Annotated in this window: 23 protein-coding genes and 1 tRNA gene; 14 read left to right on the forward strand and 10 right to left on the reverse strand. The window is 64.3% G+C overall.

The features are described from left to right. The first annotated feature begins 9 nt into the window (after positions 1-9). From GTP55_RS00835 to GTP55_RS00845, 3 genes are read left to right on the forward strand one after another with little or no spacing between them, the layout of a single operon-like run. On the forward strand, positions 10-1,947 hold the full coding sequence (locus tag GTP55_RS00835; RefSeq protein ID WP_161043114.1) for an acetyl/propionyl/methylcrotonyl-CoA carboxylase subunit alpha: 1,938 nt from the start codon (positions 10-12) through the stop codon (positions 1,945-1,947). Positions 1,948-1,959: 12 nt separating this feature from the next. Beyond that, the gene (locus tag GTP55_RS00840) at positions 1,960-2,892 is read left to right on the forward strand and encodes a 2-hydroxyacid dehydrogenase (protein ID WP_161043115.1); all 933 of its coding nucleotides are present in this window, start codon (positions 1,960-1,962) and stop codon (positions 2,890-2,892) included. A gap of 1 nt (position 2,893) precedes the next feature. Beyond that, positions 2,894-3,805, forward strand: a complete 912-nt coding sequence (locus GTP55_RS00845) for a hydroxymethylglutaryl-CoA lyase (protein ID WP_161043116.1) — start codon at positions 2,894-2,896, stop codon at positions 3,803-3,805. 9 nt (positions 3,806-3,814) lie between these two features. On the opposite strand, the gene GTP55_RS00850 is transcribed toward GTP55_RS00845, so the two are convergent. From GTP55_RS00850 to GTP55_RS00860, 3 genes are all read right to left on the reverse strand, one after another. After that, a complete protein-coding gene (locus tag GTP55_RS00850; protein ID WP_161043117.1) occupies positions 3,815-4,543 on the reverse strand; it encodes a LytR/AlgR family response regulator transcription factor in 729 nt (242 codons plus the stop codon). A 2-nt stretch (positions 4,544-4,545) separates the two neighbouring features. Then, positions 4,546-5,826, reverse strand: a complete 1,281-nt coding sequence (locus GTP55_RS00855) for a sensor histidine kinase (RefSeq protein ID WP_161043118.1) — start codon at positions 5,824-5,826, stop codon at positions 4,546-4,548. A gap of 119 nt (positions 5,827-5,945) precedes the next feature. Then, positions 5,946-6,022 (reverse strand) — tRNA-Pro (locus tag GTP55_RS00860). Between the two features lie 74 nt (positions 6,023-6,096). On the opposite strand from GTP55_RS00860, the gene GTP55_RS00865 reads away from it, so the two are divergent. Beyond that, on the forward strand, positions 6,097-6,750 hold the full coding sequence (locus tag GTP55_RS00865; RefSeq protein WP_161043119.1) for a hypothetical protein: 654 nt from the start codon (positions 6,097-6,099) through the stop codon (positions 6,748-6,750). A 97-nt stretch (positions 6,751-6,847) separates the two neighbouring features. On the opposite strand, the gene rsmI is transcribed toward GTP55_RS00865, so the two are convergent. Further along, positions 6,848-7,756: a 16S rRNA (cytidine(1402)-2'-O)-methyltransferase gene (gene rsmI, locus GTP55_RS00870; RefSeq protein ID WP_161043120.1), complete on the reverse strand. Its 909-nt coding sequence runs from the start codon at positions 7,754-7,756 to the stop codon at positions 6,848-6,850. 150 nt (positions 7,757-7,906) lie between these two features. On the opposite strand from rsmI, the gene GTP55_RS00875 reads away from it, so the two are divergent. From GTP55_RS00875 to GTP55_RS00895, 5 genes are read left to right on the forward strand one after another with little or no spacing between them, the layout of a single operon-like run. Further along, complete coding sequence (locus GTP55_RS00875; protein WP_229257687.1) at positions 7,907-9,187, forward strand: penicillin-binding protein activator; 1,281 nt, start codon at positions 7,907-7,909, stop codon at positions 9,185-9,187. Between the two features lie 7 nt (positions 9,188-9,194). After that, positions 9,195-9,545 (forward strand): YraN family protein, encoded by a 351-nt coding sequence (locus tag GTP55_RS00880; RefSeq protein WP_161043122.1) that lies wholly within the window; start codon positions 9,195-9,197, stop codon positions 9,543-9,545. A 56-nt stretch (positions 9,546-9,601) separates the two neighbouring features. Then, positions 9,602-10,198 carry a phosphoheptose isomerase gene (locus tag GTP55_RS00885; protein WP_110845954.1) on the forward strand — a complete coding sequence of 199 codons (597 nt, stop codon included), beginning with the start codon at positions 9,602-9,604 and terminating at the stop codon, positions 10,196-10,198. Further along, positions 10,191-10,862: a BON domain-containing protein gene (locus GTP55_RS00890; RefSeq protein WP_202423421.1), complete on the forward strand. Its 672-nt coding sequence runs from the start codon at positions 10,191-10,193 to the stop codon at positions 10,860-10,862. Before GTP55_RS00885 ends, GTP55_RS00890 begins: the two co-directional genes overlap by 8 nt. Next, positions 10,859-11,383, forward strand: coding sequence for a peroxiredoxin family protein (locus tag GTP55_RS00895; RefSeq protein WP_161043123.1), 525 nt, complete (start codon positions 10,859-10,861; stop codon positions 11,381-11,383). The genes GTP55_RS00890 and GTP55_RS00895 overlap by 4 nt, the downstream gene beginning before the upstream one ends. 124 nt (positions 11,384-11,507) lie before the next feature. Here GTP55_RS00895 and GTP55_RS00905 read toward each other — a convergent pair whose 3' ends face one another. The 5 genes from GTP55_RS00905 to GTP55_RS00925 form a co-directional block, all read right to left on the reverse strand. Further along, the gene (locus GTP55_RS00905) at positions 11,508-12,398 is read right to left on the reverse strand and encodes a DUF3034 family protein (protein WP_161043124.1); all 891 of its coding nucleotides are present in this window, start codon (positions 12,396-12,398) and stop codon (positions 11,508-11,510) included. 18 nt (positions 12,399-12,416) lie between these two features. Further along, a complete protein-coding gene (locus GTP55_RS00910; RefSeq protein WP_161043125.1) occupies positions 12,417-12,890 on the reverse strand; it encodes a group I truncated hemoglobin in 474 nt (157 codons plus the stop codon). Between the two features lie 66 nt (positions 12,891-12,956). Then, positions 12,957-13,379 carry a PaaI family thioesterase gene (locus GTP55_RS00915; RefSeq protein ID WP_161043126.1) on the reverse strand — a complete coding sequence of 141 codons (423 nt, stop codon included), beginning with the start codon at positions 13,377-13,379 and terminating at the stop codon, positions 12,957-12,959. A 12-nt stretch (positions 13,380-13,391) separates the two neighbouring features. Next, positions 13,392-14,084: an anti-sigma factor gene (locus GTP55_RS00920; protein WP_161043127.1), complete on the reverse strand. Its 693-nt coding sequence runs from the start codon at positions 14,082-14,084 to the stop codon at positions 13,392-13,394. Further along, positions 14,081-14,668, reverse strand: coding sequence for a sigma-70 family RNA polymerase sigma factor (locus GTP55_RS00925; RefSeq protein ID WP_161043128.1), 588 nt, complete (start codon positions 14,666-14,668; stop codon positions 14,081-14,083). Before GTP55_RS00925 ends, GTP55_RS00920 begins: the two co-directional genes overlap by 4 nt. A gap of 137 nt (positions 14,669-14,805) precedes the next feature. On the opposite strand from GTP55_RS00925, the gene GTP55_RS00930 reads away from it, so the two are divergent. The 5 genes from GTP55_RS00930 to GTP55_RS00950 all read left to right on the forward strand — a co-directional run bounded on the left by GTP55_RS00930 (position 14,806) and on the right by GTP55_RS00950 (position 21,069). After that, positions 14,806-16,827 (forward strand): TonB-dependent receptor, encoded by a 2,022-nt coding sequence (locus GTP55_RS00930; protein ID WP_229257688.1) that lies wholly within the window; start codon positions 14,806-14,808, stop codon positions 16,825-16,827. A 95-nt stretch (positions 16,828-16,922) separates the two neighbouring features. Beyond that, positions 16,923-18,452 (forward strand): DUF4331 domain-containing protein, encoded by a 1,530-nt coding sequence (locus tag GTP55_RS00935; protein ID WP_161043129.1) that lies wholly within the window; start codon positions 16,923-16,925, stop codon positions 18,450-18,452. Then, complete coding sequence (locus GTP55_RS00940) at positions 18,449-18,703, forward strand: hypothetical protein (RefSeq protein ID WP_202423425.1); 255 nt, start codon at positions 18,449-18,451, stop codon at positions 18,701-18,703. The genes GTP55_RS00935 and GTP55_RS00940 overlap by 4 nt, the downstream gene beginning before the upstream one ends. An 84-nt stretch (positions 18,704-18,787) precedes the next feature. Further along, the gene (locus GTP55_RS00945; RefSeq protein ID WP_161043130.1) at positions 18,788-19,957 is read left to right on the forward strand and encodes a tetratricopeptide repeat protein; all 1,170 of its coding nucleotides are present in this window, start codon (positions 18,788-18,790) and stop codon (positions 19,955-19,957) included. Next, complete coding sequence (locus tag GTP55_RS00950) at positions 19,954-21,069, forward strand: HupE/UreJ family protein (RefSeq protein WP_161043131.1); 1,116 nt, start codon at positions 19,954-19,956, stop codon at positions 21,067-21,069. The genes GTP55_RS00945 and GTP55_RS00950 overlap by 4 nt, the downstream gene beginning before the upstream one ends. On the opposite strand, the gene GTP55_RS00955 is transcribed toward GTP55_RS00950, so the two are convergent. Then, positions 21,045-21,707, reverse strand: coding sequence for a uracil-DNA glycosylase (locus tag GTP55_RS00955; protein WP_161043132.1), 663 nt, complete (start codon positions 21,705-21,707; stop codon positions 21,045-21,047). The genes GTP55_RS00950 and GTP55_RS00955 overlap by 25 nt on opposite strands. Positions 21,708-21,774: the final 67 nt, after the last annotated feature.

The raw sequence follows: 21,774 nt of genomic DNA on the forward strand, positions 1-21,774 counted from the left end.
AGAGAGACGATGTTTACAAAAATTCTGATCGCCAATCGTGGTGAAATTGCCTGCCGTGTGGCCGCTACCGCGCGCCGCATGGGCATTAAAACCGTCGCCGTGTATTCGGAAGCGGACGCCAACGCCAAGCACGTCGCCGTGTGCGACGAAGCGGTGCTGATCGGCCCTGCCGCCGCCAAGGAAAGCTATCTGCGCGGCGACAAGATCATCGCCGCCGCCAAGGCCACCGGCGCGCAAGCCATCCATCCCGGCTACGGCTTCCTGTCCGAGAACGCCGAGTTTGCGGACGCCTGCGCCGAAGCGGGCCTGGTGTTCATTGGGCCGCCGGCATCGGCCATGCGCGCGATGGGCTCCAAGTCCGCTGCCAAGCAGCTGATGGAGAAGGCCAAGGTGCCGCTGGTGCCCGGCTATCACGGCGAGCAGCAGGACGCCGACTTCCTGCACACGCAGGCCGACAGCATCGGCTACCCGGTGCTGCTGAAGGCGTCGGCCGGCGGCGGCGGCAAGGGCATGCGCGTGGTGGAGAACTCGGCGCAGTTCAAGGATGCGCTGGCGTCCTGCAAGCGCGAGGCGATCAGTTCTTTTGGTGACGACAAGGTGCTGGCGGAGAAATACCTCCAGCGCCCGCGTCACATTGAAATCCAGGTGTTTGCCGATACGCTCGGCAATTGCATCTACCTGTTCGAGCGCGATTGCTCGGTGCAGCGCCGTCACCAGAAAGTGCTGGAAGAAGCGCCGGCGCCCGGCATGCCGGCCGAACGCCGCGCGGCGATGGGCGAAGCGGCGGTGGCTGCGGCGCGCGCCGTGGGCTACGTCGGCGCCGGCACGGTGGAATTCATCGCCAACCAGGACGGCAGCTTCTATTTCATGGAGATGAACACCCGCCTGCAGGTGGAACATCCGGTAACCGAGATGATTACCGGGACCGATCTGGTGGAATGGCAGCTGCGCGTCGCCGCCGGCGAGCCGCTGCCGAAACAGCAGCATGAACTGGTCATCAACGGCCACGCCATCGAAGCGCGCATCTACGCCGAAAATCCGGAGAAGGGCTTCCTGCCGTCGATCGGCACGCTGCGCCATCTCGGCACGCCGGACGCCGTCTCGTTCGATCTTGGCGGCGTGACAGCTACTCCTGCCGCTGTGCGCATCGACTCCGGCGTGCGCGAGGGCGACGCCATCTCGCCGTTCTACGACCCGATGATCGCCAAACTGATCGTCTGGGGCGCGGACCGCAAGCAGGCGCTGGCCCGCATGGCGCAAGCGCTGGCGCAGTACCAGATCGTCGGCCTGGCCAGCAATATCGCCTTCCTCAAGCGCCTCGTGGAAGGGCAGGCTTTCTCCAGCGCCGATCTGGATACCGGCCTGATTGAACGCAATCACGACACGCTGTTCCCGGCCGCGCAACCTACGCCGGACAGCGCCCTCACGCTGGCGGCGGAAGCACTGCTCGATGCCGAACAAGCGCGCAGCACCGAGCCATGGGCCCAGGCCAACGGCTGGCGCATGAACCAGACCTACAGCCGCAAGCTGTCCTTCGCCGACGAGCATGCGAGCTACGACATCAGCGTCACCTACGGACCTGACGGCCGGCAGTTCAGCACCGGCGATCAAGCCGCGCGCGGCACAGTGCTGCGCGAGGGCGACACCTTCCACGTCTTCAGCAACGGCGCCCACTACCAGCTGACCTGGAACGATCCGATGGCCCACGCCGGCGAAACCGAAGCCGAAGGCGGCCGCCTCACCGCGCCGATGCCCGGCAAAGTGGTCGCCGTCCTCGCCGCCAAGGGACAGGAAGTGAAAAAAGGCGCCGCCCTGGTCATCATGGAAGCCATGAAAATGGAGCACACCATCGCCGCGCCGCACGACGGCGTGATCGACGACATCCTCTACAACGTCGGCGACCAGGTCGCAGACGGCGCACCGCTGCTGGCCTTCAAGGCGGCATAAAGGAGAACCACCATGCGCATCCTGCTACACCGTGCCGACGGCAAGACCGAGCCGTGGATCAAGGACTTCGCCAAATACCTGCCGGATGCCGAAATCGAAATCTGGCACGCCGGCGAAAAATGCCAGGCCTGCGACTACGCCGTGGTGTGGTCGCCGCCGGAAGCGATGCTGGCCGAACTGGCCACCGTCAAGGCCATCTTCATCACCGGCGCCGGCGTCGACGCGCTGCTGAAGTTCGGCGATGCGCTGCCGCAGCAGATCCCCATCATCCGCCTGGAAGATGCCGGCATGGCGATCCAGATGGCCGAATACGTCACGCACGCCGCGCTGCGCTACTTCCGCCGTTTCGACGAATACGAAACGCAGGCGCGCGCCGGCCAGTGGGCGCCGCTGCCGCAGCATCGCAAGGAAGACTTCTCCATCGGCGTGCTGGGCATGGGCGTGCTGGGTGCGCGCGTGCTGGAGGCGCTGGCGCCGTTCGGCTTTCCGCTGCGCGGCTGGAGCCGCACTGAAAAGACTGTGCCCGGCGTGCAGACTTTCCACGGCGCCGATGGCCTGGACACCTTCCTGCGCGGCACCCGCGTGCTGGTCTGCATGCTGCCGTTGACGCCGGAGACCAGCAACATCATGGACCGCACCAACATGGGCAAGCTGCCGCAAGGCGCGTACATCATCAACGTCGCGCGCGGCGCGCACATCGCGGAACCGGACCTGATCACGCTGATCAAGTCCGGCCACATCGCCGCCGCCACGCTCGACGTGTTCCGCAACGAGCCCCTGCCGACGCAGCATCCGTTCTGGCAGGAGCCACGCATCACCATCACGCCGCACATCTCCGCGCTGACCTTGCGCCGCGAGAGCGTGCAGCAGATCGCCGACAACATCCGCAAGACCGAAGCCGGCGAGCCAGTCGCCGGCGTGGTTGACCGCACACTGGGGTATTGAAATGAGCAGCTTACCGAAGCAAGTCAAAATCGTTGAAGTCGGCCCGCGCGACGGCCTGCAAAATGAAAAGGAAAACGTCCCGGCCGAAATCAAGATCGAGCTGGTGAACCGTCTCACCAGCGCCGGCTTCCAGAACATCGAAGCGGCGGCCTTCGTGTCGCCGAAATGGGTGCCGCAGATGGCCACCAGCGCCGAAGTGATGGCGGCGATTACGCGCACGCCGGGCGTGATCTACTCCGCGCTGACGCCCAACATGCAGGGCTTTGAAGCGGCACTGGCCGCGCGCGCGGACGAAGTGGTGATCTTCGGTTCGGCGTCGGAAGCCTTCTCGCAAAAGAACATCAACTGCTCCATCGCCGAATCGATTGCGCGCTTTGAAGGCGTGGCCAAGGCGGCGAAAGAGCAGGGCATCCGTCTGCGCGGCAGCATCAGCTGCGCTTTCGGCTGTCCGTACCAGGGCGAGGTGCCGCTGGATGCAGTGGCCGACGTGGTGGGCCGCATGCGCGACCTTGGCTGCGACGAAATCGACATCGCCGACACCATCGGCGTCGCCACGCCGCGCAAGACGCAGGCGGTGATGGAGCGCGCCATCGGCCAATTCCGCGTGGACGGCCTGTCGGGCCACTTCCACGATACCTATGGACAGGCGCTGGCCAATATCTACGCCAGCCTGGAACTGGGCATCGCCATCTATCACTCGTCGGTCTCCGGCCTGGGCGGCTGCCCGTACGCAAAAGGCGCGACCGGCAACGTCGCCACCGAAGATGTGCTGTACATGATGCAGGGGCTGGGCATCGACACCGGCATCGATCTCGATATCGTGGTGGACGCCGGCCAGTTCATCTCGCAATTCCTCAACCGCAAAGGCGCCAGCCGCGCCGGCAACGCCATCGCCGCCAAGCGCGCAGGCTGATTAAGGGTTTTACATTTGCCGGAACTGGCGCGTGTAGGCGTCGCTGACGGCCAGTTTGTCGGCGCGGCCTTTGAGGCGGATTTCCATTGAGGTGCCATCGCGCTCGATGCGGTCGATCGCTTCCAGATTGACGATGGCGCCACGGTGGACTTGGGTGAACTGCGCCGGGTCCAGTTGCTCGATCAGGCTTTTCAGCGGCAGGCGTATCAGCGCCTCGCCCTCTGATGTGACAACCCGCGTGTATTTGCCGTCCGACTGGAAGAACTGCACGTCGCGCACCATCACCAGCCGCACCGTGTTGCCAGCAGAGGCCTTGATCCACTTGAGATGCTGCACCGGCGCCGGCGCCAGTTGCTGCCACACGCCCGCCGGCACCGGCGCCGTGCTGCGGGTCTTCAACCGCTTCACCGTTTGCAGCAGGCGCGCCGCCGTCACCGGTTTGACGATGTAATCGACCGCGCCGGCTTCAAACGCCTGCACCGCATGTTCGGCATAGGCGGTGACGAACACGATCTGCGCATGCTCGCCCACGTGCCGCGCCACTTCAATGCCGGTCAGGCCGGGGATCTGGATGTCGAGGAAGACCACGTCCGGCTTTAGCGCCTCCAGCATCGACACCGCTTCGACGCCATTTTCCGCATGGCCGGCGATGCTCAGCTCCGGCCATAGGGCCGCCAACTGGTCGCGCAATTCGGCCATCAGCAACGGTTCGTCTTCCACTATCAGTGCTACCGGCATGCTTACTCCTTGATGATCAGCGTGGCCCGCACGCCGCCCTGTTCCGACGCCGCCACCGACAGCGACGCGCGCTCGCCATACAGCAGCTGCAAGCGTTCATGAATGTTGGCCAGCCCAAAGCCCTGTCCCATCTGCTCGGTGAGGCCGACGCCATCATCGCATACCTGCACCCGCAGTTCGCTGCCGCGCAGCGTGGCGCTGATGATGATTTCGCCCGGCCTGCTGGCGCGTTCCAGTCCATGCTTGACGGCGTTTTCCACCAGCGAGATCAACATCGCCGGCGGCACGGCGCGGGACAGCGCGGCATCTTCGGCCTCGATGCGGAAGCGCAGCCGCTGGCCCATGCGGATCTGCATGATGGACAGGTAGTTGCGCGCCAGCGCCAGCTCGCGTTCCAGCGTCGACGATGCCGAGCGCATATCGGGCAGCGCGTTTTGCAGGTAGCCGACCAGGTGATCCAGCATCTGCTGCGCGGTGTCGGCGTCGGTACGGATCAGGTATTTGAGGTTGGCCAGGGTATTGAACAGGAAGTGCGGTTCGACCTGCGCCTGCAATGCCGTCAGCCGCGCCTGCAGCGCTGCGCGTTCCAGTTCCTGCTCGCGCTTGACGGCGCGCAGCGCACGATCGCGCTGGGCCAGCTGGTCCTGCAAATGGGTGGCGATGGTTTGCACGGCGTGCAATGCTTCGCCACGCTGCACGCAGAAGAAGTTAATGCCGAAACGGCGGCGGATGCGGATTTCCACCGGCCCGTCCACTTCCGTCGCTACCACCACTTCGGTGCTGCGGCCCAGCCACAGCGGCCGCCACGGCCCCAGCACGATCTTGCCAATAAAGGGCGAATGACGGAACACCGCCGGTCCGTGATAGCCCAGCGCCATGCCCAGCGCCAGGCCGGACAGCGTTTCGGCGCACAAGTCGTAGGTGCTGAGCGGATCGAGCGGCGACAGCAGCACGCGCTGGGGACGCGAACTGAACATCTCGGCGGTCAGCGGCGTGCCGGCTTCGGTCAGGTCGTTGAGGTAGCTGCGCACCGTGCTGATCACGCCCACCGAAGGTATCAAGGCCGGCCACAGGATGGCCATGACCATGCCCCAGTTCCAGCCGGAATGCATGCCGGCGCGCGCGGCCAGGGAGGAGAGCAGTGTCACCAGCAACACGATGAAGCAGCCGACCAGGATGCCGATGCCGGCCCACAGGCGCAGCAGCGATTGCCAGTAGTAGCGCCGCACCAGCTTGCGATCGTGCTCGAAGGAGGGTTTGAGGTAGGAGGGCGTCGTATTCATGCAGCCCATTCTACCGGCGGCGCGGCGGCGCAACGGCGCGTGCGACGAAGGAGCCAAAATCAGGAGCGAATAGGAAAAAACCCTGTCTGACGTTGCCGTCAAACAGGGTTTTTAGATTCTGGTCGGAGTACAAGGATTCGAACCTTGGACCCCCTGGTCCCAAACCAGGTGCGCTACCGGGCTGCGCTACACTCCGAAGAAGCAAGATAATACAGCCTGGCAGGAAGGTCGTCAAGTGCCTACTAAAATTGATGCTATGATCGAAAAATCATGAGCGCCACTTTTTCATTCGATCAGCCCAGCTTGCGCCGCCGTCCCGGCCTGGTGGCCGGCATTGCCGTGTCGCTGGCGCTGCATTTGGTGCTGCTGTTCGGCTATCGCTTATCCCATGCGCCGGCGCATGAACAGCCGCAGCGGAGCATGACGGTATGGCTGCAACCGCTCAAGCCGCCGCAAATGGTCGCCAGGATCGAACCGCCGCCACGGCGGCAACCAAAGCGCGACAAACCGGAAGTCGCCAAGGCCGCGCCGCGCGTGCGCAATGCGCCGACCGCCTCCACGACGCCGCAAGCGGCCGAGCCGCAGCCGGCCGTGGCCGCGCAGACGCAGGTTCAGCCAGCCGAGTCGCAAGCCATTACGCTGCCGCCCGCGCCCGATCCGCTGCATCCGGAGCAGCAGCCAAAACAGTTTGATATGAACGCGGCGCTGAAAACCGCCCGCAAGGTGGCCACCGAAAAAGATCCGGCCCGCGCCGGCTTGCCGGTGGCGCAGCTGGACGACCATCCGCTGTATCCGGAAAACCATGAGACGCAGCTGCAAAAAGGCGTAGCCAGCGCCAAGAAGGGCGATTGCCTGCAAAAAGGCGCCGGCCTCGGCCTGCTGGCCCCGCTGGTGTGGGCCTTCGACAAGCACTGCAAGTTTTAACCGCCGTCGTTCCCGCGCAGGTGGGAACCCATAGAACACAGGCCAACCAACCTCCGCATGGATTCCCGCGCGGGAATGACGGTGGCGGTTATTTCATCTAATCGGCGCTTTTCAGCTCCAGCGCGCGGTCGTACAGCGCGTTTTTCTTGCGGCCGGTGATTTGCGCGGCCAATCCGGCTGCCTGTTTGACAGGCAGTTCCGCCAGCAGGATTTGCAGGATGCGGTCGGCCTCGGCGTCGTTTTCGTCCTCCGCCGGCGGCGCGCCTTCCAGCAGCACCACGAATTCGCCCTTTTCCCGATGGCCGTCGGCCTTGATCCACGCTTCCGCCTCGGACAGCGGGCAGCGGTGGATTTCTTCAAACATCTTGGTCAACTCGCGCGCAAACACCACCTGGCGGGTCGGCTCGAACACCGAGGCCAGCGCGCTGGCGCAGTCCAGGATGCGGTGCGGCGCCTCATAAAACACCATGGTCGCCGTCACCGCCCGCAGCGTGCCGAGGAAATTCTCGCGCTGCTTGGCCTTGGCCGGCAGAAAGCCGACAAAGTAAAACTGGTCATTCACCAGCCCGCTGGCCGACAGGGCCGTCACCGCCGCCGACGCGCCCGGCAGCGGCAGCACCCGCAACCCCGCCGCCCGCACCGCATCGACAATCCGCGCACCCGGATCGGACACGGCCGGCGTACCGGCGTCCGACACCAGCGCGATGCGCTCGCCGGCCTGCAAACGGGCGATCAGCACTTCGGCCGCCTCGCGCTCGTTGTGCTGATGCGCGGCAATCAACGGCTTGTGCAGGCCGAAGCGGCCCATCAGCTGGGCGGTGTTGCGCGTGTCCTCGCATGCCACAGCATTGACCAGGCTCAAAACATGCAGCGCGCGCAGGCTAATATCCGTCACATTGCCTATGGGGGTCGCCACAACGTACAAGGTTGCGCTAGGATAGGTCTGGTGCGCCATTTCGCCCATGACGGGCAGGTTGGCGATGGAACTGGATACGAGGTCGCTCATTGGGGGGTAGGTAGGATGAATAGTGTGAGGTTGACGCTGCTGTGCATGGCTGCCGCAGTGCTGAGTGCATGCAGCACGCCGTTTTGCGACGCGCCGGGTGGATTGTGCGCGCCCCAGCCCGCAAAAACAAGTCCGCCGCCGCCAGTGGTGATGCAACCGGCGCCGCTGCCCAAGCCGCCGCCGGAGCCGACCCCGCCGCCGGCCGAGGTGTTCGCCATCACCTTGCCGGGTGCCACCGCCTCGGCAGACGAGGACCGCAGCCAGCTGCCGCCGCGCGCCGAGCCGCCGGCCGCCGTGCGCGACGTCGACTATAACGCCTTGCCGTCCGATACCCCAATCCGCATCGGCCTGCTGCTGCCATTGCGCTCGGAAACCCTGGGCGCCGCCGCCGATTCGGTGCGCGCCGGCTTCATGGCCGCCTGGGAGCGCGACCGCGCCAACATCACCGTCAGCGTGCTGGAAACCGGCGACGTGCCGCAGGATATCCTGTCGGCCTACGCCCGCGCGCTGCAGGACCAGGATATCGTGGTCGGCCCGCTGTCGCGCGCCGCCGTGGCCACGGTGGCAGCCAGCCCGCTGCTGAGCAAACCGACCATCGCCCTGAATTACCCCGAAGGCTACGGCCAGCCGGGCGCCGCGCCGCTGCCGCAGAACATGGTGGCGATCGGCTTGTCGATCGAGGAAGAAGCGCGCCAGGCCGCCCAATGGGCCGCCAATGAACAGCCGGACGGCGCCGCCCTGGTGCTGACCACCGGTTCGGCCTGGCAACGCCGGGTGGCGGCCGCCTTCGCCGGCCAGTGGCAAAAGCTGGGCCGCCCGGTGCGCACCATTGAGCTGAGTTCGCCGGACGGCTACCTGAGCGATCCGGAACTGGTGCAGCTGCGCGCCACCCTGCGCCAGAACCTGCCGGCGCTGCTGTTCTCGGCCATGGGCGCCGACCAGACGCGCCAGTTGCGCCAGGCGCTCGGCAGCACCGTCAGCACCGAGCCGACCAATCCGATCTTCAGCACCGCCGACGCGCTGCCGCCGCCACCGGCGGCGGCGCCCACCGAGCAATTCAGCAACCTGCCGATCTACGGCACCTCGGCGCTCAATCCCGGCAGCGGCGCCGGCTTCCCGACCCAGGACCTGGACGGCGTGCGCCTGCTGGACCTGCCGTGGCAAGTGCAGCGCGACCATCCGGCGGTGATGGTCTATCCGCGCCCGGTGCAAACCGGCGTCGGCAGCGCCGACATGACGCGCCTGTACGCGCTCGGCATCGACGCCTTCCGCGTGGCGCGCGAAATCGGCCGCCACCCGGTCGGCCGCTTCCAGCTGGACGGCGTCACCGGCCGTCTGACGGTCGATTTCGGCCAGGGCCCGGCCCGTTTCGAGCGCATCGAGCAATCGGCCGTCTACCAGAACGGCGCGCCGCAGCCGGTCAGTCCATGAGGATGCCATGCCGCGCACCCCACAGCAGCGGCTCGGCCGGCTGGGCGAGGACCGGGCGCTGGCCCACCTCCAGGCCCAGGGCATGACGCTGCTGGAGCGCAATTTTCTGTGTAAATCGGGCGAAATCGACCTGATCATGCAAGAAGGGCCGACGCTGGTCTTCGTGGAAGTGCGCCAGCGCGCCGCCAGCCGCTTCGGCGGCGCCGTCTACAGCGTCACCCCGGCCAAGCAGCAGCGCCTGCTGCGCGCTGCGCAATATTATCTGTTCCGTCATAAAATCCCGCCGCCGTGCCGTTTCGACCTGGTCGCCATCGACGATGAAAAGTTGTCATGGATACAAAATATGCTCGAGATGTAAGCATTTTTAACAGCGCTTGTCCGGTCTGCCGGACGACTGCACTATAATCAGCAACTATGACTAATCAACGCATCCTGGCGCACTTCCACGAAAGTGCCGAAATTAAAATCCAGTCCGCGACCGTGCTGGCCCCACACATTGCGCAGGCGATCGAGATGATGTTCTCGGCGCTGTCCAACGGCAACAAGATTCTGGTCTGCGGCAACGGCGGTTCGGCCGCCGATTCGCAGCACTTTGCGGCCGAACTGGTGGGGCGCTTCGAACGCGAACGCTTCCCGCTGCCGGCCATCGCGCTGACCACCGACACCTCGATCCTGACGGCGGTCGCCAACGACTACAGCTACCGCGAGATTTTCTCCAAGCAGGTGCAGGCGTTCGGCCAGGAAGGCGACATCCTGCTGGCGTTCTCCACCTCCGGCAACTCAGGCAACGTGGTGGCGGCGATTGAAGCGGCGCTGGAGCGCGAAATGCGCGTGGTCGCCATGACCGGCAAAGGCGGCGGCGCCATCGGCAAGATGCTGACCGACGCCGACGTCCACATCTGCGTGCCGGCCGACCGTACTGCCCGCATCCAGGAAGTTCACCTGGTCACCATTCATGCAATTTGCGACGGTATCGACGTCGCGCTGTTCGGAGGAGACGCGAATGAGTAAGTCCAGCGCTATCTGGAAACAAGTACAACGTCCGCTGGTCATGAGCGTGCTGTGCGGCGCCATGCTGGCATCGCTGTCGGGCTGCGTCGCACTGGTGGCGGGCGGCGCGATTTCCGGTACGCTGGCGGCCTCCGACCGCCGCACCTTTGGCGCGCAAACCGAAGACCGCGCGATCGAAGTCAAGGGCGCGATCAAGATCAACAACGTGACCGGCGATGCCGGCCATGTCAACATCAACAGCTTCAACCGCCGCGCGCTGCTGACCGGCGAAGTGCGCGACGACGCCATGAAGGCGGCGGTGGAACGCGAAGTGCGCGGCATCGAAGGCGTGATCGACGTCATCAACGAACTGGAAGTGGCCGGCCTGGCCAGCTACACCTCCCGTTCCAGCGACACCATCATCACCGGCAAGGTCAAGGCCAGCCTGGTCGACGCCAAGGACATTTCGGCCAACTCCTACCAGGTGGTGACCGAGCGCGGCGTGGTCTACCTGCAGGGTCGCGTGACCCAGCGCGAAGGCCAGATCGGCGCCGACATCGCCCGCGGCGTCAGCGGCGTGATGAAGGTGGTCAAGGTGTTTGAATACATCAGCGAGGACGAGCTGAAGCAGTACCAGCCTCAGCCTGCCAACACCGCCACCAGCAATTCGCAGAGCACACAATGAGCACCGCATCAGCCACCACTTCCCGCGGCTGGATCAAGCCGGTGATCGCCGCCGTGGTGATCGCCGCCATCGGCTTTGGCGGCTACACCGCGCTGGCCAAGCGCGAGGTGGCGCCGCAGCTCACCTTCATCAGCCTCAAAGGCGAGAAAATCACGCCGGAAAGCCTGAAGGGCAAAGTCGTGATGGTCAACTTCTGGGCCACCTCGTGCACCACCTGCGTGGGCGAGATGCCGAAGATGGTCGAGACCTACAACAAGTTCAAGGGCCAGGGCCTCGAATTCGTTGCGGTCGCGATGAGCTACGACCCGGCCAACTACGTCGCCAACTACGCCGAAACGCGCCAGCTGCCGTTCAAGGTGGCGCTGGACGCCGACGGCTCGGCCGCCAAGGCCTACGGCAACGTCTCGATGACGCCGACCACCTTCGTCATCGGCAAGGACGGCAAAATCCTCAAGCGCTACCTGGGCGAGCCGGATTTCCCGGCGCTGCACAAGCTGCTGGATGAATCGCTGAAGAGCTAACTGGCACACGGCTTGCGTGGCATAAAGCTCTCCTCAACTACGCCTGGCTGCAGATTGTGCCGTACAAAGGCTCGCTGCCGACCGCCGTGCCGACCGATCCGCCCTACAAATCCTACTAAGCCGGCTAGAAGCCGGCCTGCAGCGACAGGTACAGGCCGTGCTGCTTCTTCGGGTTGAAGATGGTGATGTCACCCAGCTCCGCATACGCGGCCGTCACTGACACATTCCGGGTCGGGAACCAGGCGACGAAGGCGTCGTAATACGCCTTCTCGTTGTCCACGCCCAGATTGTGCGGCTTGCGGCGGTACTCGGCGCCGAGCGCCACCTTGCGGGTGATCAGGTAGGCGGCCGAGAACTCCGGCATCAGGCGCGTGTCGTCATTGCGGTCGCCGCCGAAACCGAGGATGCCCATCTGGTTGGCGCGGGTGGCGCGCAGCGTAGCGTTCAGCAGCAGGCTTTGCTCCAGGTAGATCTTGGTGGCCGAGACGTAGTAGTCGTAGCCGTGATCGTCCTTGGCGCCGAGCTGCCTGACGTTGGTGACGCCCAGCGCTTCCAGTCCGCGCACGCCCTTGTTCTTCTTGTACATCAAGCCGATCGCCACCTGCGGCACCCAGCTGTCCTGCTCATACACGGCATCGCCCAGCACCTTCAGCTTGAGGCCGACGATATCCTGCTTGATGTTGAGCTTATCCAGCGGCGCCAGGCTGCCCTTGAATTCCTGGTTGGCGAAAGATACTTCCAGACGGTCGGCGATGCCGATTGCCACGCCGTAGCTGCCCAACTTGTAGTCCTGCGTGTTGATGTAGGTGTAGTGCGCATTCGCGCCCCAGCTGTCACGCGAGCCGTAGCCGCTGATCAGCGCCCAAGGCGTAATGCCGCCGCCGCCCGCACCTTCCACCTGAATCACGCCGCCGGTGGCCAGCAGCTTGCCCATGTCGGGCGACGATTGCGCGTATGCGCCGGCAGACGGGAATACCGCCAGCGCAGCCATCAAGGCTGGAATAATTTTTTTCATTGTGATGCTCCCGATGGCTTACTTGGTGACGATATCGCGCTGCATCGGCGCCAGCTTGGCGACCAGCTTGAGCGCGACGCGGCTCGGCACATTGTGCTGTTCCATCGCGATCTGCAAATCCTCGGTCAGCGCATTGAACATGGCGTTGGTGATCTGCAGATCCTGGTGCACGCTCTTCATGTCGCGTACCGGCCCCACGCCTTCCATTGCCTTGTCATGGTATTTGCCGGTGTACTTGCACGGACCGCCGGCGAACTCGCAAAACTGCTCCTGCAGGCGCACGTTCAGCTGCGGAATGTCGAAGTCGGTGAAGCTTTCCTTGATGCGCGGGTCGGCCAGCACCAGCGTGATGAAGGTATCGACGATCTTCTTGATGCCTTCCTTGCCGCCCAGCCCCTGGTAAGTGGAGTCCTCGGTGTAGGGCGTTTGCGCCATGGCCAGCGAAGAAGCCAGCAGCATGCCGCAGCCGAGCCGTTTGATGAATTTTTTCATATCAGTCCTGATTAAAGCGATAAAGAGAATTCAGCGGGGGCTCGGCTTCTACTGCAATTTATCAGATTATTTGGGGTACAAGATCATTTGCGTGCATCTGAACAACGCTATTGTCTTGCCAGTATCTTTGTTGATGACCGTGGCGTCCCACACCTGCGTGGTGCGGCCCAGATGCACCGCCGTGGCGGTTGCCACCACCGTGCCTTCGCGCGCGGTGCCGAGATGATTGGATTTCAACTCGACGGTGGTGAAGTTCTGCGCGCCTTCCGGCAGATGCGAGAAGCAGGCATAGCCGCAGGCCGTATCGGCCAGCGTGACCACGCTGCCCGCATGCAGGAAACCGTTCGGCGCGAGATGATAGCCGCTGACGGCAAATTCCGCCACAATCTCGCCTTCCTTGACGGATGTGATGACGATGCCCAGATGGTCCGGCAGGGTGCCTTTGCCGAACTGGTTGAAGTACCCGGTATTGAATTTTTCCGCGTCCATGCTGCTCCCTATTTACATTACGCGTACCCACGCGCCTTTGTAGAGTATAGGGCCAGTCGGACCATTCGGATCGGGCGAGCCGCCTTTCGGCTCCAGCGATACCGCCAGCAGCGCGACGTCGTCGCCGACCGCATTGCTGCCCAGCGCCAGCTTGACTTCACCTTTGTCAGCCAGCAGGCCGAGCGAACGCGGATTGCCTTGCTTGGGCACCGCCCACAGCTGCAGCGTCTTGTCGCTGGCCACCGGCGCGTTGCCGACCAGACGCACGGTCAGCGCCTTGCGATGCGTATCGCCGGTCAGCACCAGCGCGGTCTGCGATTTCGCATCGGTCAGCGTGGCGACGTAATCGAGCTGCGGCTGATCCAGCACGCGCGTGCCGATGACCACCACCAGCAAGGCCGCCATCGCGGTCGAGGCCAGGCCGAGCGAACGCCAGAAGGTCAGCGACACCAGCCAGCCGGCTGGCGCCGGCCGCAGATTCAGGCGCCGTTCGATGCCGGCCCACACCTGTTTGCGCGGCTGCACCGCCGTGGCAAATTCGGCCATCGGCGTCAGGCGGTCCTGCCACTCCACCGTCAGGCGGCGCAGCGCCGCATCGTTGTGCAGATACCCTTCGAAGCGGCGACGCGCGCCGCCTTTCAGCGTGCCGAGTACATATTCTGCCGCCAGCTTTTCGCGCAATGGCGCATTGTCGCGAATGTTCATGGACGCTCTCCCTTGGCCAGGCACGTCTTCAGCTTTTCCAGGCTGCGGCGTATCCAGGTCTTGACGGTCCCGATCGGCAGCGCCATCTGCTGCGCCACTTCGCTGTGCGACAAATCATGAAAGAACGCCAGTCCCACCACCTGGCGGTGCAGGCCTTCCAGCGCCGACATGCAATAGGCCAGCGCGCTGGCGTCGCGGCTGAGTTCCAGCGCCTCAATCGGCGTGGCGGCAGGGTCGTGCAGTGCATTCATGATAGCGGCGTCAAACGGGTCTCCATCGATTTCGGCGGCGACATCGCTACGGCGTAGCAAATCGAAAGCCTTGTTGCGCACGATGGTGGTCATCCATGTCATCGGTGCGGCCAGGTGGCTTTGATAAGTGCCGGCGTTGTGCCAGATCGCGACGAAACTCTCTTGCAACACTTCTTCAGCAAGTTCGCGCTTGCCTAATATACGCAGCGCAAAGCCAAACAGTTTCGCTGAAGTAGCGTCATATAACGAGCGGAAAGCTGCGGCGTCGTGCAGCGCAGCGCCATTCAGCCAGGTACGCAGTTGTTGGGGATCGAGAGTGTGAGTGTCGGACACGGCTTGCCTTAATCGGAGGATGAAGAAAATTACCATATTCCCAACGCAGTACAAACAAAATCATGAATCCGATTGGAACTTGCCTTCGTATAAGCATTACAACATGTAGCATCCAATAATGCGGGTAAGGGGACCAAATGACAATCAGCGGCACGATGACGGTAGTATCGACGACGTTACTGGCTATTACCCTGCATGGGACCGCGCTGGCTACCGAGGACAGCACCGGTGCGCTGGCCAGCGTGACAGTGTTGGGCCATTACGACAATGCCGTCGGCACCTCCGACGCCGCCAGCCAGGGCACGGTGACCGCCAACCTGATCGCCAACCGTCCGGCGCTGCGCACCGGCGAGCTGCTGGAGTTCGTGCCCGGCATGATCGTCACCCAGCACAGCGGCGACGGCAAGGCCAACCAGTACTTCCTGCGCGGCTTCAACCTAGACCACGGCACCGACTTCGCCACCTGGGTCGACGGCGTGCCGGTCAATATGCGCAGCAACGCGCACGGCCAGGGCTATTCCGACCTTAATTTCCTGATTCCCGAATTGGTGCAGCGCATCGACTACAAGAAAGGCAGTTACTTCGCCGACGAAGGCGACTTCTCATCGGCTGGCGCCGCCCACATCGGCCTCAGCGACCAATTGAAGCAGGGCATCGCCAGCCTGACTGCCGGCAGCTACGGCTACCAGCGCGGCGTGCTGGCCGACTCCATTGCCGCCGCCGGCGGCACGCTGCTGTACGGACTGGAGATCAGCCGCAACAACGGTCCCTGGCAAACCCCGGAGCAGGTGCGCAAATACAGCGGCACGCTGCGCTACAGCCACGGCGACGCGCAGGACGGCTACAGCATCACCGCCATGGCCTACCGCAACCGCTGGAACGCCACCGACCAGGTGCCGCTGCGGGCCGTGCAGGAAGGCCTGATCGACCGCTTCGGCAGCCTTGATCCCTCCGACGGCGGCGACACTTCGCGCACCAGCCTGGCCTGGAATATGCACCGCCGCGACAGCGACCATGTGACGCAGGCCTCGGCCTACCTGGTGCATTCCAGCCTGGACCTGTACAGCAACTTCACCTACCTGCTGAACGACCCGGTCCACGGCGACCAGTTCCAGCAAAGCGAACGCCGCACCATCGGCGGCGGCAGCGTCAGCCAGGCCTGGCTGAGCAACATTGGCGGCATCGACATGCGCAACCAGCTCGGCGTGCAGGCGCGCTACGACCACATCGCCCCCATCGGCCTGTACGCCACCGAGGGACGCCAGCGGCTGTCTACCGTGCGCGAGGACCGCGTCAACGAGGCCAGCGTCGGCCTGTATGCGGACAACACCAGCTACTGGACGCCGACTTTCCGCACCATCACCGGCCTGCGCTATGACGCCTATCGCTTCAAGGTCAACGACGACGGCGCCAACGCGCACAAGTTCTCGCCCAAGCTGTCGCTGATCTTCGGCCCGTGGGCCAGGACCGAATATTTCATCAACTACGGCGCCGGCTTCCACAGCAACGACGCGCGCGGCGTCACCGGTCCCGATCCGGCGCCGCCACTGGTCGGCACGCGCGGCGCCGAACTGGGCGTGCGCAGCGAATGGCTGCCGGGCCTGCAAAGCTCCTTGTCACTGTGGGCGCTGGATATCGATTCGGAACTGGTCTACGCCGGCGACAGCGGCCAGACCGAAGCCAGCCGGGCCAGCCGCCGCACCGGCGTCGAATGGAGCAACCACTACCTCGCCGCGCCGTGGCTGCTGTTCGACCTCGACCTGGCGGTGTCGCACGCGCGCTACCGCCAGAGCGACCCGGTGGGCAACTACGTGCCGGAGGCGCTCGACAAAGTGGCGTCGTTCGGCGTCACCGTCAAGGACATCGGCCGCTGGTTCGGCGGCTTTGAGCTGCGCTACTTCGGCCAGCGGCCGCTGATCGAAGACAACAGCGTGCGCTCGGCCGCCACCACGCTGGCCTACGGCCGCATCGGCTATCAACTGAATCAACGCACCAAACTGACGCTGGACGGTTTCAACCTGTTCAACCGGCGCGCCAGCGACATCGACTACTACTACACCTCGCGCCTGGCGGGCGAGCCGGCCGAGGGCGTGAGCGATGTGCACTTCCACCCGGTCGAGCCGCGCACGCTGCGGCTGACCCTCAGCCATAGTTTCTAAAAAATAATCTTATGAAATCTGAATCTGACGCGCGGTGCGCCGCGTATATCAGCCTGCAGTACCCACAGAAGGTCTACTCATTCGGAGGAAGCGAGATGCAAACTATCATCAATCAAGCCGTGCGCCTGGCGGTCATTGGCACACTGGCCGGCGCGTATCTGCCGGCGGCAATGGCGTCCAGCCATCGCGAAGCACCGTTCATTACGCAAAGCCCCAAGGTCGACGGCACCGACTTCTATATGTTCCGCAGCTACGAAACCGGCCGCGCCAACTTCGTCACCCTGATCGCCGACTACGTTCCGCTGCAAGACCCCGGCGCCGGTCCCAACTACTTCGCCATGGACCCGAACGCGCTGTACGAGATCCACATCGACAACAACGGCGACGCCAAGGAAGACCTGACGTTCCAGTTCCGCTTCAATAACACCAACAAGGACACCAAGCTGACCGTGGGCGGCAAGCAGGTCTCGATTCCACTGGTGATCAATGGCGGCGCCATCGCCGCGCCCAACGCGGCCGGCGCCAACATCCGCGAAACCTACACCATCAACGTGGTGCGCGGTGACCGCCGGACCGGCACCAAGGCCGCCGTCACCAATGCCGCCGATGGCGGCACCACCTTCGACAAGCCGCTCGACAACATCGGCAACAAGTCGATTCCAAACTACGCAGCCTATGCGGCGGCGCACGTCTACAACGTCAACATCCCTGGTTGCAGCACGCCGGCGCGGGTGTTCGTCGGCCAGCGCAAAGACCCGTTCGTGGTCAACCTGGGCGAGACCTTCGACCTGGTCAACATCAAGGCGCCGGCCACCGAATTTGCCGCCAATGCGGAAAGCGCCGCCAAGGATGACCTGGCCGGCAAGAACGTCACGGCCATCGAGATGGAAGTGGCAGCCTCCTGCCTGACCGCCGCCGGCAGCAGCGATCCGGTGATCGGCGGCTGGACTACCGCCAGTGTGCGCCAGGGCCGCTTGCTGAATCCAACGCCGAACACCGGCACGCCGTCGAAAGAAGGCGGCGCCTGGACGCAAGTCTCGCGCCTCGGCATGCCGCTGGTGAACGAAGTGGTGATCGGGCTGAAGGATAAGGACACCTTCAACGCCAGCAAGCCATCCGGCGATACGCAGTTTGCCACCTACGTGACCAATCCAACGCTGCCGGCGCTGATTGAAATCCTGTACGGCAGCGCCGGCGCCAAGGCGCCGACCAACTTCCCGCGCAACGATCTGGTGGCGGCGTTCCTGACCGGCGTTAAAGGCCTGAACCAGCCGGCCACCGTCACGCCGTCCGAAATGCTGCGCCTCAATACCAGCACGCCAGCGGTCGCCGTGGGCAGCCAGAACCGCCTGGGCGTGATCGGCGGCGACAATGCCGGCTTCCCGAACGGCCGCCGTCCCGGCGATGACGTGGTCGATATCGCGCTGCGCGTGGTGATGGGCAAGCTGTGCACGCTGAACCTCGGCTGCGCACCAGCCGATGCACCTGCCGGCGGCCTGCACTTCACCGACGGCGCCTTCCTGGACGCCAGCTTCTTTAACACCGGCTTCCCGTATCTGAAAACGCCGCTGCCAGGTTCGCCGCAAACCGGCGCCGTGGTGCAAGCCGCACGGGGGGCGCCATGAAGATCCGCATCCTGACGCTGGGCCTGGGTGCGCTGCTGGTGCTCAGCGCCTGCGGTGGCAGCAGCAGCCACTATGAATCGCCGACGCCGCCCGTGACCACGCCGCCACCGCCGGTCTCGATGGTGGATGCGTTCTTCACGGCCGTACTGGCAATCATCGGTGACGGCAGCGAAACCACCACCGAACCGCAAGCGATCGACAGCATCGTCGCCACGGCACCGGAAGATACCGAGCCAGTCGTATTGAAGTAACCCGCAACCGAAAGGGTCTGACCCCGTACGGGGTCAGACCCTGGCCTCCGCAGTCTGCGGGGTAACAAGTGCCGAGGGCCCATCATGCACAAACTCATCCTGGCGCTGGCATGTTGCAGCGCCGCTGCCATTCAGGCAGCCCCTTACATTCCCGCCAGCGGCCAGTTGGTGGTGGAAACCGTGCCGCGCCGGGGCGACCCTGCACAACAGGAACTGCGCCGCTTGCGCAGCCAACTGAACGCCAGCCCGAACGACATCACCCTGGCCGCCACCATCGCGCGCCGCTACATCGCGCTGGCCCGCAGCGAAACCGATCCACGCTACCTGGGCTACGCGGAATCCGCACTCGCCCCGTGGTGGCAACAAGCCGCGCCACCGACCGACGTCCGCCTGCTGCGCGCCACACTCCTGCAAAGCACCCACCAATTCATGCCGGCGCTGGCCGACCTGAAAGCCGTGCTGGCGTCCGAGCCGCAAAATGTCCAGGCCTGGCTGACGCAAGCCACCGTGCAGACCGTGCAAGGCGACTACACCGGCGCCACCACCAGTTGCGCGCGGGTGTCCGGCCTGTCGATCGAACTGGTGGCCATTACCTGCATCGCCAACATCGGCGCGGTCACCGGCAAGGCCGCCGCCAGCGAACAGCTGCTGGACCTGACGCTATCCCGCAGCGCCAACGCACCACAGGACTTGCGCGTCTGGGCACTGACGCTGCTGGCGGAAATGGCGCAACGACGCGGCGACGCGGCAACGTCCGAAACCCGCTTCCGCCGCGCACTGACGCTGAGCCCACGCGACAGCTATCTGCTGGGCGCCTACGCCGACCTGCTGCTGGAACAAAACCGCGCCGCCGACGTACTGGAACTTCTGCGTGATCAGGAGCGCATCGACGCGTTGCTGCTACGCCGTGCACTCGCCCTGCAACAGGCCGGCAAGCAAAGCGCGATGCAAGCCGATATCCGCGAACTGGCCGCGCGCTTCGACGCCGCCGCCCAACGCGGCGACACCGTCCACCAACGAGAACAAGCGCGCTTTGAGCTGGTGCTGCGTCACGACGCCAAAACTGCGCTGACCCTGGCGCGCAAGAACTGGGACGTGCAAAAAGAACCCGCCGACATCCGCATCTATCTGCAAGCCGCCGTGCAGGCACGCGATGCCGCCGCCGCCAAACAGGTCATCGACTGGGTCGCCACCCATCACACCGAAGATGCCGCCGCCACGCGGCTGATCCACCAACTGCAAGCGGGGACATGATGAAACGATGGCTACTTGGTTTGCTGCTGTGCTGCGCCATGCTGCCAGCGGCTGCGCACAAACCCAGCGACAGCTATTTGTCGCTCGACGTGCAGGGCGAACAGGTCAGCGGTCAATGGGACATCGCGCTGCGCGACCTGGACTACGCCATCGGCCTTGACCAGAATGGCGATGGCAAGCTGACGTGGGACGAAATCCGCACCCGCCACGCCGCGATTGCCGCCTATGCGCTGGAGCGCCTCAAGCTGGCGACCGATGCCGGCGCCTGCCGCGTGCAAGCCGGCCAGCAACTGATCGATGATCACACCGACGGCGCCTACAGCGTGCTGCGCTTCACCGCCACCTGCCCGTCGTCACCGTCCACGCTGATCATCGGCTACCGCCTGTTCGCCGATCTCGATCCACAGCACAAGGGCTTGCTGCGGCTGACGCATGCGGGCGTCACCTCCACCGCAATTTTCGAGCCGGCGCATGCGCAACAAAGTCTGTCACTGGCGGCGCCCGACCAGTGGCGCCAGTTCAGCGCCTACGTCAAGGACGGTGTCTGGCATATCTGGATCGGCTACGATCACATCCTGTTCCTGCTGTCGCTGCTGCTACCGGCGGTACTGCTGGCGGCGCCGGCCGACAATCTGCGCGGCGCCTTCATTGACGTGCTGAAAGTGGTGACAGCGTTCACACTGGCGCACTCGCTGACGTTGACGCTGGCCAGCCTGTCGCTGATATCGCTGCCTTCGCGCCTGGTGGAATCGGCCATTGCCGCCTCAGTGATTCTGGCGGCGGTGAACAACGTCTATCCGCTGTTTCGCGGACGTCGCCCGTGGGCGGCATTCGGCTTCGGCCTGATACACGGCTTCGGCTTTGCCAGCGTATTGATCGACCTCGGTTTGCCAAAAGGCGCGCTGCTGGCGAGTTTGTTCGGCTTTAATCTGGGCGTGGAGATTGGCCAGCTGTGCATCGTCGCGGTGTTCCTGCCGCTGGCGTTCTCGTTGCGCCGGACCCGGTTCTACCACCACTTGCTGACCGGCGGTTCCGCCGTCATCGCCCTGGTGGCGCTGGTGTGGTTCATCGAGCGTGCGTTTGATGTTCAAGCCCAGTGGATCGGCGTCTGACCATTGGCGGCCAGATAATCGTTCGCCCGCGAAAACGGCTTGCTGCCAAAGAAGCCTTTATGCGCGGAGAACGGCGATGGATGCGGCGACGTAATCACCAGATGCTTGCCGCTGTCGATCAACGCGCGCTTGGCGATGGCGTAGCTGCCCCACAGGATGAACACAATGCGCTCACGCTGCTGCGACAATGCGCGGATGGCGCTGTCAGTGAACGTCTCCCAGCCATGATTGGCGTGCGAACCGGCTTCACGCGCGCGCACGGTCAGCACGCTATTCAGCAAGAACACCCCCTGCTGCGCCCAGTCGCTGAGATCCGTCTGGCGACGATCGACACCCAGATCGTTGTGCAGCTCCTTAAAGATGTTCTGCAAACTCGGCTGCGGCCGATTCCCTTCCGGCACCGAGAAACAAAAGCCCATCGCCGCACCGGGCGTATGATACGGGTCCTGTCCGAGGATCACGACTTTGACGTCATCAAACGGCGTCAAGTCGAAAGCGCGGAAGATATCCTTGCCAGCCGGGCAGCACTGCGTCGCCGCATACTCGGCGCGCACGAAAGACGTCAGCGCTTCCCAATACGGCTGCTCAAACTCTCCCTGCAACCGCAGCTTCCACGACTCCTCGATACGTACACTCATTTGCGTTCCCGGACGATGCCAACGTTTTAGATTCACTCCGGCCGAGTATAGCGCCTTGGCGTAAAAT

Origin of the sequence: Duganella margarita (assembly GCF_009857535.1) — a bacterium.
GTDB lineage: Bacteria > Pseudomonadota > Gammaproteobacteria > Burkholderiales > Burkholderiaceae_D > Rugamonas > Rugamonas margarita.